The 12,476-nt window shown below is 45.0% G+C and carries 14 protein-coding genes and 1 pseudogene; 5 read left to right on the top strand and 10 right to left on the bottom strand.

The features are described from left to right. Nucleotides 1–98: 98 nt before the first annotated feature. The 4 genes and pseudogenes from ACSQ8P_RS06700 to ACSQ8P_RS06685 all read left to right on the top strand — a co-directional run bounded on the left by ACSQ8P_RS06700 (nt 99) and on the right by ACSQ8P_RS06685 (nt 2,404). Complete coding sequence (locus ACSQ8P_RS06700) at nt 99–431, top strand: PadR family transcriptional regulator (RefSeq protein WP_436234490.1); 333 nt, start codon at nt 99–101, stop codon at nt 429–431. Then, nucleotides 428–910: a permease prefix domain 1-containing protein gene (locus ACSQ8P_RS06695; protein WP_436234489.1), complete on the top strand. Its 483-nt coding sequence runs from the start codon at nt 428–430 to the stop codon at nt 908–910. The genes ACSQ8P_RS06700 and ACSQ8P_RS06695 overlap by 4 nt, the downstream gene beginning before the upstream one ends. 11 nt (nt 911–921) lie before the next feature. Further along, a pseudogene (locus ACSQ8P_RS06690) lies at nt 922–1,767 on the top strand (FtsW/RodA/SpoVE family cell cycle protein); the annotation flags it as partial. A 109-nt stretch (nt 1,768–1,876) separates the two neighbouring features. Next, complete coding sequence (locus ACSQ8P_RS06685) at nt 1,877–2,404, top strand: hypothetical protein (protein ID WP_436239469.1); 528 nt, start codon at nt 1,877–1,879, stop codon at nt 2,402–2,404. Nucleotides 2,405–2,569: 165 nt separating this feature from the next. Here the strand turns inward: ACSQ8P_RS06685 and ACSQ8P_RS06680 are convergent, their stop codons facing one another. From ACSQ8P_RS06680 to ACSQ8P_RS06635, 10 genes are all read right to left on the bottom strand, one after another. After that, nucleotides 2,570–2,827 (bottom strand): hypothetical protein, encoded by a 258-nt coding sequence (locus ACSQ8P_RS06680; RefSeq protein WP_436234488.1) that lies wholly within the window; start codon nt 2,825–2,827, stop codon nt 2,570–2,572. Between the two features lie 406 nt (nt 2,828–3,233). Then, nucleotides 3,234–3,749: a DUF402 domain-containing protein gene (locus ACSQ8P_RS06675; RefSeq protein ID WP_436234487.1), complete on the bottom strand. Its 516-nt coding sequence runs from the start codon at nt 3,747–3,749 to the stop codon at nt 3,234–3,236. A 12-nt stretch (nt 3,750–3,761) separates the two neighbouring features. Beyond that, a complete protein-coding gene (locus ACSQ8P_RS06670; RefSeq protein ID WP_436234486.1) occupies nt 3,762–4,292 on the bottom strand; it encodes a hypothetical protein in 531 nt (176 codons plus the stop codon). Nucleotides 4,293–4,329: 37 nt separating this feature from the next. Continuing rightward, nucleotides 4,330–5,691, bottom strand: a complete 1,362-nt coding sequence (locus ACSQ8P_RS06665; protein ID WP_436234485.1) for an ABC transporter substrate-binding protein — start codon at nt 5,689–5,691, stop codon at nt 4,330–4,332. Between the two features lie 27 nt (nt 5,692–5,718). Further along, nucleotides 5,719–8,082, bottom strand: coding sequence for a bifunctional diguanylate cyclase/phosphodiesterase (locus ACSQ8P_RS06660; RefSeq protein WP_436234484.1), 2,364 nt, complete (start codon nt 8,080–8,082; stop codon nt 5,719–5,721). Between the two features lie 270 nt (nt 8,083–8,352). Next, the gene (gene rbsK, locus ACSQ8P_RS06655; RefSeq protein WP_436234483.1) at nt 8,353–9,282 is read right to left on the bottom strand and encodes a ribokinase; all 930 of its coding nucleotides are present in this window, start codon (nt 9,280–9,282) and stop codon (nt 8,353–8,355) included. Nucleotides 9,283–9,292: 10 nt separating this feature from the next. Next, complete coding sequence (locus tag ACSQ8P_RS06650; RefSeq protein WP_436234482.1) at nt 9,293–10,177, bottom strand: acetate--CoA ligase family protein; 885 nt, start codon at nt 10,175–10,177, stop codon at nt 9,293–9,295. Between the two features lie 18 nt (nt 10,178–10,195). Beyond that, on the bottom strand, nt 10,196–10,348 hold the full coding sequence (locus tag ACSQ8P_RS06645) for a hypothetical protein (protein ID WP_436234481.1): 153 nt from the start codon (nt 10,346–10,348) through the stop codon (nt 10,196–10,198). A 248-nt stretch (nt 10,349–10,596) separates the two neighbouring features. Continuing rightward, on the bottom strand, nt 10,597–10,896 hold the full coding sequence (locus ACSQ8P_RS06640) for a hypothetical protein (protein ID WP_436234480.1): 300 nt from the start codon (nt 10,894–10,896) through the stop codon (nt 10,597–10,599). Between the two features lie 18 nt (nt 10,897–10,914). Further along, nucleotides 10,915–11,085, bottom strand: a complete 171-nt coding sequence (locus tag ACSQ8P_RS06635; protein WP_436234479.1) for a hypothetical protein — start codon at nt 11,083–11,085, stop codon at nt 10,915–10,917. A gap of 285 nt (nt 11,086–11,370) precedes the next feature. Here ACSQ8P_RS06635 and ACSQ8P_RS06630 point away from each other — a divergent pair, with 285 nt between their 5' ends. After that, entirely contained in the window at nt 11,371–11,589 is a 219-nt protein-coding gene (locus ACSQ8P_RS06630; protein ID WP_436234478.1) for a hypothetical protein, read from the top strand. Nucleotides 11,590–12,476: the final 887 nt, after the last annotated feature.

Genomic DNA, 12,476 nt, shown 5'->3' with positions numbered 1-12,476 from the left:
TTATCTTTGGTGGGAATTTGCCAAAATCTAATTCCTCTTTTTATACTATACATAGATATCCGATGCATCGTAATCCTATAGTTAAGAAGGAGCCAGCTATGAAAATCAGTAAAGAGCTCATGAAAGGAAGCACCGTCATCCTGATTCTTACTCTCTTGGATCGCAAGGACATGTATGGCTATGAGATGACCAAAGAGATGGAGAAGCATTCCGAGGGTGTATTTACCTTAAAGGAAGGAACACTCTATCCGATTCTTCATTCCCTCGAGTCGGAAAGTTTTGTAGAAGCCTACTGGGATGAGAAAGATGGGCGCAAGCGGAAGTATTATCGCATAACGAAGCAAGGTAAGGGCGAGCTCAAAGTCAAGAAGCAGGAATGGTCGCTTTTTCGCAATACGGTAGATCGTGTACTTGGGGAGGGCGGCGTATGAATAGTATTCGTCAGCATGAGGAGATTACAACTTTCCTAAAGCAAGTTTGTCGTGAAATCAAAGCGAAAGAAGTCCACAAAGAAGTACGCACGGAGCTCGAGAGTCATTTGCAGGAGTTAATCGAAGAGAAGCTCAGTAATGGGGTTGATTTGGATACAGCAGTTAAAGAATCCATTGCTCAAATGGGGACTCCTGGTGTGATCGGGCAGCAGTTTCATCTTGCTCATCGACCTCGTTTTAATTGGGGGCTGCTTGGTGTCGTCGTTCTACTCATGTCAATCGGGTTGGTTGCCATATTTTCTGCTCAAAATGCCTCCTACCGTCAAAATCTCAGTTCACTTGCTATGAAACAAGTTGTTTTTTTTGGCATAGGCTCATGCTTGATGCTGTTGATCGGCTTTAGCAACTATCGTAAATTAGCTGGATACTCCTGGGTCCTCTATATCGGCACAATTATGTTACTTAGTTATGCTTACTAACTGGGAATGAGTATGGAGGGCTTAGGGGGTTTGTGGATTGGGGATCTATTCAATTAAATATCTCTACGCTATCTCCCTACTTGCTTCTCATCGCTTTAGCTGGTATTTGGAGCACACCACAGAGAATTGTTGCGAACGAATCCGCCGTGCGAGCATTCCTTCAGAATAGTTGGTTCAACATAGGAACTGTCTGGCTGCCAAGTTTGCTCATTTTATATACACACTCAATAGCAAATTTCGTTCTATTCATTATTGGATGTCTGACCTTGCTACTGGTTTTACGAAAAAAGCGAGCCATCCTTGCTGCGCATTGCGGTCTTTTGTCCGTTTCATTTGGAATGTTCGTACTCAAATTAAGCTATCAATCCTATCATGCCAAACGTCTTTTCGCCTTTACACATCCAAATGAAGATAAGTTAGGTATGAATTATGTGATCACTCAGTCCAAAATGGCAATACATTCTGCTGGTTGGTGGGGACATGGCTTTGGTGCTCCGCTTAGCAAACTGCCTGAGCTTCAATCCGAGATGATGTTCCCTTTCCTCATCTACTGTTTTGGCTGGGGAGCTGGAATTGCCCTGGTGATTATGGTAGTCCTGTTCGTCCAGCAGACGGTTGGCGTATCACGGAAGGTAAGAGATCCCTACGGAAAGGCATTAGTAGTTGGGCTATTGACCCTGTTTGTAATGCAATATACGTGGAGCATGCTCATGTCGCTCGGCCTAGCTCCCTATAGCTCGTTTCAACTTCCATTCATTAGCTATACCGGATTACTTGTAATTTTTCAATTTATAGCTATCGGCCTCATGCTTAGTGTGTATCGACGTAAAGACCTCGGCACTCGGCAGTTTACATAGGCGTATAGCGCGCAGCTCTTTTTTCACCCACTCAGCAACTATCCCTTACCAATTTGTCCTACAGACATATACTTAAAAGAAAACACCTATGGGGAGGTTCTGTGTGACTATGAAATCAGACCGTCTCACCATCATTATTGAAAAAGGAAAAAAACGTATCATTACGCAATCGCCGATTCATGGCATCGATAGACTGGTATTCGTGATCAACCATCAATTTACGAATGCTCCTAACACGACGCAGCTGGCAAGTGGTGCAGGTCGAAGCAGTGCCGCTGGCAGCAACGCCGCTATTAAATCTCCGCATAGTCAACAACAACAAAGTGTTGGAGCTGGTGGCAAAGCGAAGAACAGATTAGTGAAAGGTGCCAAACGCACGTTATCTGGCAGCAAAAACCTCACCGAAATCCGTCGTAAAGGCAAAGAAATCATCGTTGTCATTAACGATCAAATCGTTAAACTCCCCAAACATGCTGCGAATGCTTCGGCTACCCAGGTGGCAAGCGGAGCTGGCAAGTACAGCACGAGTGGGACTAACTCCGCCATCCAAAGTCCGGGTACGAAGCAGCAGCATGCCGTCGGCGGGAACGGGAAGGCTTCTAACACATTGATTAGCAAGCGTAGGAAGAAGAAGTAGCATCTACGAATAAAAAGGAGCTAAGCGACTTAAATGCGCTTAGCTCCTTTGCTTTGGCCTCCATATTTAATTCTTACAGCCAAACGTATCCCCACAAGAACCAACCTCCGGGCTTTGCCCCTCTAGTAGAGCATTTTCAATATCTTTTAAATGGCTATTCTATTTTTATAGTCGATCCCAAGCCACATACAGACATATCCCTGCGAGTACATAAAACGCAACAGAAATCTTTACTAGCCTTCGTAATTTTATCGCATAAGTGCAAAAAAAGATCGCCGCAGCGAATTTAGCTACGCTTTGGACATTCGTTGAAAATCCAGAATTACTACAAACAATCGAAACAATCAACGTAGTGAGGACAAGTACTTTAAACCATAGTGGCTCTTTCAGAAATTGCTTATACATATACTTAAACCGCTGCATATTCTCAAATCCCCTTCGTCAAACTCATTCATCCTTACTAGGATTCATCACTTTCCTAATTATGCCATTACTTCAAGTATGAACGCTACTACTACTTCTGCCATCTAGTAGTCCGGCGGTTCTCTCCAAACAAAAAGAAGCCGCCGCGCAACGCGCAGCAAGCTTCTTATCGGTAAAATTAAAGTGACGCGGGCTTCTATTTCGTCATTTTCAAATCCGTTGTACCGCAAGTGGACTCTCCATGAATATCACGTGCACCTCAGGAAACGCCTCGCGTACCATCTCCACGACGGTCTGCATGCCTGCTTCCTCACTCTTTTGGTGACCTGTTACAATTCATATGGTTGTAATACGTCGGTTCCAACAGGCTCAATAAGGCGATCTAGCACCATTTGTACCGTAATCATTACCTGCATGTCCTTGGAATATCCTTCATGAACTTTTCGAGATAACCATCAAACGGAAATTCCTTTTTCACGACCTTTTCCTTTAAAGCCGCTAGCTCTTGCTCAGCTTGCTGGATGAGATCAACTGGATACCCGAATAGAATAGTATGGGCAGCAAATTCATCCTCATCAACAACCTGCCAGACACCATTTCTTCTCACATAATCTAGATCCAAATCAACAAAAGAAACGGTGTTCCCCTTCATTACTGCTGGCTGGTTGATATTACAATAAAATTGTCCCAACTCACCGTCAACAACTTCGGCACTAACTGTAAACCAAGAATCAAAAGAGAAAAATTCAATGGACCAATTATTAATCGTAAATACACTTTGCTTCGTGTAATGATGAAGCTGCCTCCCGTACTCACCTAGTACAACAATATGTGAATCCGTCTTTTCTAATAAAGTTGTGTTCCATTCGTAATGTTGCCGATTGCCATATTTTAATGCCTGAATTGTGATTTGATTTGCCATTGATTCGTCCTTTTACGTTTCGATCAGAAACCTGATTTCTCCCATGATCGCATCAGGGAGCGGTTCATTCATCAGTCTGTTCAGAATGTCTTTATTGGCACCGACTTCTTTCAAATAGGAAAGCAATATCGCCGCCTTCGCGCTCCTATTCATAAGCGCATACGCTACATACCAGACTTCAGGGCTGCCAACTTGAATACTGTTCCACGTAGAGCTCGGAATGGAGGGCAGTCTGCATAGACCTGCATCCGTATAGATCGAGAGTCCTCCGATGATTTCTACCTGAGGTAAATGACTATGATGTACGACTAGCTTATAATCCGTGCCAAATGGGTAGTCCCCACTCGTTATTTCTTCGATTTGCTCGTGCTGCAACGCATTCTTGACCTGATCTTTCGCGGCTTCAACCATGACATCCCAGTCACCCACCGTGTTGGTTAAACCAAAGCTCAGCATTAAGCCACTGCCACCCAACGAGTAACGAATGCCGGATTGGTCTAAGGCTTGGGTTACAGCAACTAGGTTCCCTATATCTGGATTCACTTGGGGCTCTCCTTTTTAAAAACAAATCAACTTCCTTCTATTCTATCACGTTTGCATTCTTGTTCAATTCAACCCCCGTAGTTCGCTTCTGTTCCTTCCAGAAAGAATCCCACTTGCTTAACGTTTCTTGCATAGTGGCTTTCCCTAACAGCATCGCCTGCCCCGATTCCATCGCTGCTTTGCTCCAACTACTGTTGCCCGGATATTGGAAAGGTGGTTTGAAGAGCAGGTAGGTATCTGGCTTGATTGTCATATCGAGCAATGTTTTATATGGACCTGTTTGGAAAAATGCATCCGATACAGCGGAAGTGTGAATCGGAATTAGGCCGTATTTTTTGCATAATTCCGTGTTTTGCTTGGCACCTGAAAGAAATGCGATCAACTTCCATGCTTCTGCTTTATGTTTGGAATAGGAGGCAATACCCCATCCGGCTCCGCCTACACTTACAAGCGCATTCCCTTTGGGCCCTGTTGGTAGTGGCGCTGTCGCCCACGTTCCTGGCTGCATTTTATCCTGTATCGTTTGAATGACATCTGGATCTTGAAGTAATATCCCTGTCACACCTGAGGTGAACGCCTCAACCTGCTCTTGGAATCCCCAGTAAATAGAATCGGGTGGCGAAGCTTCCTTATACAGGTTCACATATAATTCCAGCGCTTTCCCCGCTTCAGGGGAAGCATAAATCGTAGAACCGTCATTCAAAAATTGACCGTCATCCAGATTTACGCGATCACCATTATAAGCCAGGATCAACGTATCTGAGATCGAAATCGAACCTTTAGCGCCACGAAAGGAAAAGCCATACTGATTCTTGGCAGGATCCGTTAGTTTTTTACTCGTTTCATACATATCTTCCCATGAAGAAGGTGGTTTAAGGCCTGCAGCCTCCAACCAATCCTTTCTGTAAAACATTTGACGTTGATACAAGCCGTTGGCTATAAAATAATTCTTACGGCCAACAACAGAGATTGATTTGGCTGCTCTAGTTAACGTGTTTATTTCATCCCAAGAGGACATGTACGTGTTTAATGGATCAATATAGCCTTGGCTCGCCAGATCAGCGACACTAATATCTCTGACTTCCATAACGTCGAGCTCTTGCTTCACATTCAGCATCGTCTTTATCGTAATATCCGCCTGCGTAAAGGGAGGTGATATTAATTCTACATGGATATGGGGGTTTTGGCTTTCGAATTGGGTAAGTAAACCTTTTAAAATCACCGTTCGTTTCGGATTCGTCAAGCTCTCGATCATGCGCAGCGTTACTTTCGAGTCGCCCGATGGTGATGAAGTTGGCAAGGGATTCTCCTGACCTGAACACCCCATTACGAAGATCACAAGCACAATCCAGTTCATGACAATCAGCCCATACTTCCTTTCTCGTTGTTTAATTCTCATCATGGTTTCCCCCTCGCACTCAAATGGTCAGCCACCTTGTAGAAGTTTCCCAGTTGTGTCGTATACCATTCTCTCTGCCAGCAATTCTGCACATTCGCTTGTCGGAATGGGACGGCTGTAAATGTAACCCTGAATCTCATCGCAATTGCAGGCTTGTAATAAAGCCACTTGTTCCATAGACTCTACGCCCTCAGCTGTCACTCGCAATTGCAAACTGTGTGCCATGATGATGATCGCCCCTACGATAGCACGTTCTTTCTCACTGTTCGCAATGTCATCCAGAAACGATTTATCAATTTTCAACCGTTGTATAGGAAAGTTTTTCAAATAATTTAATGAAGAATAACCTGTGCCAAAATCATCTATTGAAATTTTTACCCCTAAGGCATACAAGCCTTGCAAGGTTAAAATAACCTTCTCCACATCCTGCATCGCAATAGATTCTGTAATTTCCAATTCCAAATACTGCGGCTCCAAGCCTGTCTCCTCCAAGATCTGTGCAACGGTTTGGATGATCTCTGAATTTTGGAACTGGTGAATCGATAAGTTGACAGCTACATGTACCTTAGGGAGGCCTGCATCCTGCCATGCTTTGTTTTGCTTACACGCTGTGTATAGAATCCATTTGCCGATTGGCACGATGAGTCGTGAGTACTCAGCAATCGGAATAAACTCCGACGGTGGAATGAAACCATGCTTCGGATGCTTCCATCTGGCTAGCGTTTCAACCCCGATGATACACCCCGACTCTAGTTCAATTTGAGGCTGATAATAGAGAAACAACTCCTCACGCTCTATCGCATGGCGTAAATCTCGTTCTAAAGACAGCTTTTCATATGTATTTTTTTCCATTGTGGCGTTGTAGAACTTATGATTATTTCTACCGCTTTCCTTCGCACTATACATCGCAGTATCCGCGTGCTTGGTTAGGCTTTGGATATCATTCCCATCCTGCGGGTACATACTGACACCTATACTAACAGAGACATGAAGTTCACTCTCTTCATAATACACGGGCATCTCAATTTGACTAGTAATGTCTTGAATGATTGTCAATATCGCATCTTGATCCCCTGAGTTCGGTATCAGCACTAGAAATTCGTCCCCGCCAAAACGGGCGATGGTACATGATTTATCGAATGTATCTTCTAGTCGGCGCGCTGTTTCGATGAGCAGTTTGTCGCCAGCCTCATGGCCAAAGGTATCATTAATAATTTTGAACCTGTCCAAATCTAGAAAAAGAACGGTAAATTCCAGCTTATGTTGTTGCGCGAATTGAATCTCCTTTTCAATAACCTCCATAAACAACTTACGGTTCGCTAGATCAGTCAAGTGATCATGATAAGCCATATATCGGATTTTCTTCGCATTCCGCCGCCTTTGCAAGTACCAGTTAAATAAGTAGGTAAGGATCGCAATTCCGATCATACTAATCAACATACTATTGCCAATGGTGTTCGCATCTTTGAACAATTCCGATCCTGGGATCACAGCTTGTACAATCCAATCACTGGCCGCTATTTTTTCCGCAACAACCAGCTGCATCTCCCCATTCACCTTGACCGTTTTACTTTCGGAAGGATGTCCCGCATGAATTGGATTCGCAGTGAACAAGTTAGGAATTCGATAGAAATCTCCTTCTACTTCTGAATTCGTCCTCGTCAGCAGTTCGTTCGCTGGATTCAAAATGACCATTTCTCCACTTTGAAAATCCCCTATGGAACGCTTTAATACCTCAGAGCTGATCTCAATGAGAAGCACATATTTCAAGCCCGAACTCAATTTAATGAGCCGATTGATGGCAAATGAGGGTTGTCCTAAATTCGAGTAACCGTATCTTTTCGTAGGGAGCCATCCAATTTCGCCATTCGCAATAACCGCCCTCTGAAACCACTCTTCTTTACTATAATCAATCAATTCCGCATGCAGCGTGTCCGTTGTAATTTCTTTCAGCTTCGGGTCCACCGGGATCAAATGTATATTCGTGATATCACTTTTGCTAAAGAATCGAATAGCTAAGCTCTCCACAATTTTATTCCTAGCCACGAATTTGTCATTCTGACTAGTTAACGCGCTGCCGTATACATGGAGTTGATTCAGCATTTCCTCATCGGTCAAAATACTAAAGGTTAAATCCTCGTAATTACGAAAAATAATATTTAACGTGTCTCTGGATTGCGCAACCGTTTGCTTGGTAGCTGAAGTCACCTTGTCTATGACAAGCCGCTGTGAATGTGTATAAGAAAAAAAACTGAACCCAACAAAGAGAATGGCTGTGCCGCCAACTGCCCATACCAACAGCTTCAGACCCACCGACTGTACGCCCGGGGCCTTGCGGAACAAGTTAAAATAATGCCGCCATCGCTTAGCGAGCCTAAATAATTGTATCAAAAGGATAGTCAACTCCTGCCTACTCTACGGTTACTGGACTAAAACATATCATATACCATAAATGTTTAGTATCTATATAGAAAATCATTAATAATGTATTAGCATTACGACGATTTCGTTATTTATACATTTTCTGGAAAACTGTGCCAAATTATTTAGTTGAATCTGTACCAGTCCACTCCCCACTCATACACCGCCCCCTCGCACACAAAAAACCAGCAAACGTTATGTCTGCTGGTTCGGTTCAATTCGTTATATTTCACTCATAATCTACTTGTTAAAGCTGCCCTCAAATGACTCTACTTCTTGCCGAGTCGGCAGCGAAGTCTGAGCACCGAAGCTCGATACCGTCAACGCGCCAACTTTGGCCGCGAACGCGATCGATTGCTCCAGGGTGTAACTTTCACCATGCCATACCGCTAACGCGGCATTGAAGGAATCACCAGCTGCCGTTGTATCCACCACGTTCACCCGATAGGCAGGATAGGACCCTTCCACCCCATTCAGGTGATAAGAAACCCCTTTTTCCCCTTGGGTAATAATCACATCGGTCTTCGTCAAACTCCGCAGCTCGTTCATGATTCCCGCTTGATCTGATCCCGCAATCTGCTCAGAAGTCAGAATGACTGCCTCTGTCTCATTGGGCGTTACCAAATCAACGAACGGCCAAATCTCGTCCGGCAACACCGCGGCTGGCGCAGGGTTCAAGATTACTTTCACACCATGGCTTTTGGCAAGTTGAACCGCGTACATAACCGTCTCTTGGGGAATCTCGAGCTGTACGAGCAAGATATCCGCCCCAACAAACACATCTTTAGCACGCTCTACATGCGCTGGCGTCACGCTGGCATTCGCCCCTGGGACAACCGTAATCCGGTTTTCCCCATCCTGCACTTGAATAAGTGCCACACCTGTTGTCTGCTGAGGATCCACCAACACGTAAGATGTACCTACGCCTTCATTCGTTAATTGCTCCAACATCTGTTTCCCGAACGGATCGCCGCCTACGCAGCCAACCATTTCAACCTGTGCGCCTAGCCTCGCGGCAGCAACCGCTTGGTTTGCACCTTTGCCACCGGGGATCATGACGAATTCCTGTCCCGTCACGGTTTCCCCAGCGACCGGGATGTGTTCAGACTTCACGACGAGATCGATATTAATGCTGCCAACCACGATGATTTTTGCTGTCTTTTTCTGCATGCTGCACCCCCTAGATTTCGATGTACACCGCTTGGTCAGCATCTGATTTCAATGTAATGACACAGTCGAGCGCGTTAACCCCTTCACCTTTCGGTAAAACAGCAAGCGGATTAATCTCTACACTCTCAATTGTATCATGCTGATCATATACCCAGTAAGAGAAAGTTTCCAAGGTTTGGAGCAGCGCGTCCATATCGGTCTCCGGCATGTTGCGGAAGCCTTGTAGATATGTCAGAAGGCCCTTAATCTCACCAAGCATTCGCTTCGCTTCCTCTTTGTCGAACGGAGCCACACGCCAAGTGACTAATTGGAACAGCTCTGTGAGCACGCCGCCAAGGCCGATTAGAACAACTGGACCGAAGATCGGGTCATTGGTCGACCCTAGGATCAACTCCACTTTGTCTCCGACCATTTCCTCCAACAGCATCCCATCTACATCGTCATCAGTATCTGTACTTTGCTGAATACGACGCTCAAAGAATTCCCGCACCTGCTCCGGCTGCTTCAGGTTCAATGCCACGCCGCCGCTATCGCTTTTATGCGTAATTGTTCGTGACACGAGCTTCGCCACATAACGTTTGCCATCGAAAGGCATGGAAGTTAGGAACGACTCAATATCGCCATCATCCGGTAAGAAATAATTCTCTGGAACAGAAATACCGACCGATTGAAGCACCTGCTTGCCTTCGATCTCCGTCAGTGTCAACGAACTTGTCTGCTTCGCAAATTCCTGCAATTGCGCCGCACCATCTGTTGTCGTACGATTGGCTGCAACTTCGCCGCTTAATTCAGCACCACGGGAACGTTCATAAAACTCTGCCAAACGAGTAAGCGTAGAAGCTAATTGCTTAGGATTATAGAAAAGCCGTATTGGAAACTTCTTAACAGCTTGCAATTCAGGATCCTCCAGACTTCAAGTCCACAACCAGTACAAAGGCTTATTGGACGAACGATCCAGCGCGCCAAGACTTTCCGTGAGCGGAGCTTTTCCATGCGTTGCGTATACAATTCCGTTCAATTCCGCCTCATCTTCAAGTGCGGCATGGATCTCAAGAATTTGTTCCATTTGCATCGTACCAGACAAATCGAGCGGATTGTTCGCCGTTCCGAATCCAGTCAGCAGCGTACACTGAGTCCTACAGCGCCCATTTTGTCGCCAACGAACCCTCCGATGCCGCCCGAATGCGATAATACTGCGAAGCGACGCCCCATAAGCGGTTTGGTATATTCACTGCTTTTCACAAGCGCGATGAACTCTTTGTAATCCTTGGCTGCCAGGATACCCTTTTGACGACAGAAAGCATCAAATACTTGCTAGTCTCCCGTCATCGAAGCAGTGTGACTAGCTGCCGCTTTCTGTCCAACAGCGGACTCACCAATCTTCAGAGTAATCATCGGCTTGCCCAACTTAAGCGCTTTATCCGCCAATTTAGCGAATGCTTTCCCATCCTTGATGCCTTCAATAAATAGTCCGACAGCCTTGACATCCGGATCGTCCAGCATGAAATCGGCAAACTGTGTCATCGAGACACTTGCTTCATTGCCGGTCGAAACGATGTAACGGTAGCCAATGCCGTAATCATTGGCCCGATTGAGGAAGCAGAACTGGCCCACATGTTAGCCGTGCTGGAGCTAATTCCCAAGCAGTTGGGCCCGCAAATTGGAATGCCTGTCCGTTCTGACCATGCGGTTAACGTACGCTCGCGCTGTTAGCTTCAGCTCGTAGAGGGCGAAGATAATCACTACTTCTTCCCCTCGAACCCTCAATCCAAGCGAGATGGCAGCAGCATTGTTCAAATGCATGTTGAATTCACGATGCCCCTTGGCATCTTTCATCCCAATCAGCAGCAGGGGTTCAGTTTAGCCTTTCCCAATTTGAACGAAATTGGTTCATCTGGGTTCAAAATCGCAATATGGACATGAAACCCTGGACTACGTTAAATGAATTGCAGCAGCATCGGTTTCTGCTTCGTCCCGATCAAGTGTTTAAAGAAATGGAAACAGGTTTGGATGGCGCATAAAACCAACTATCAAAGCAATAAGCCCCTCCCGTTGTATCCAACTCTGAGAGACGGCTTATACTGCAACGTGTTTCCAAGCGATGATGAGTCGAGTGTGATTTACACACTTTATAACGATACGGATGAGTTGATTGCTGGGGAATTGTTGGTGCACAGCTACCCGGAATTGAAAGAAATCACTGAATTATGGCATGGGGAGCCTGTTCAACTTCAAGTAGAGACAGGAATGATCACAGGGGAAGTGCAGCCTAAGGAGCTCGCGATTATTAAAGTGGCGCGAGGATAAGTACAGGATACACTTACACACATAAAGAAATGGCGTGCAAACCTTGCCAGTTTGTTCGCTGTTTCTTTATTGCATTTACAAAGCAATGAACCTGCATAATCGGTGATGGATGGAGTAACTGGAAAACCTCCAACTATTTTCGGCAAAACCCACTCCAAATTAGAATTAACTGGAAAACATGTAGTTAATTCTCTCTAAATTGATCGTTCCGCCCAAAATGAATTAATTTAACTGCAGGAATTCCATCTATCCCGGAAATTGGCAGAAATTCAGTGGAATTAACTACATAAAATCCATCTAGTTTGGGAGAGAGGTGGGTTTGGCGGGGGAAGATGACGGCAGGTGAAGAAAGTTAGCGGAGGTATATCCCTGTTGCTGTATGATTGGCTAGTTTATTGGTTGTTTAGGTTTGGTTGTTTAGGTTTGGTTGTTTAGGTTTGGTTGTTTAGGTTTGGTTGTTTAGGTTTGGTTGTTTAGGTTTGGTTGTTTAGGTTTGGTTGGTTCACTTCTGTTGCTTCTATTGGTTCTTATTGATTCTTCGGCTTCGGGTTGCGGTGGGTTAGCGATTAGCTGGGCTAAGGTTGGCTAGAAAAACGCCATCCCACTACTAAACTGTACCCCCTGTAAAGGGCATTTTAAAAAAGTCTATGCAGATTAAAGAAGATGATCTCTGTATTGAACAGGGGGCATCTTTTTTTAATTTCACTGCTCTGTCTGTGTTACGTTGCGTCCTCTTTGCGATTTCATCATACGAAATCAGGTAGAGAATTGGATACTGCTCATTTTTGCTGGGGTTAAAATAGACTGTACGAGTTGAAAATCGGATGGATTTCCACTGTACTTTTCGATGATGGAGGTGGATAAAACCCTTATATACTGCGGGTTTT

Origin of the sequence: Paenibacillus sp. LjRoot153 (genome assembly GCF_964253085.1) — a bacterium.
Classification (GTDB): domain Bacteria; phylum Bacillota; class Bacilli; order Paenibacillales; family NBRC-103111; genus Paenibacillus_E.
The sequence above is the reverse complement of the archived record's forward strand: the minus strand, read 5'-3'. Positions and strand labels throughout refer to the sequence as shown.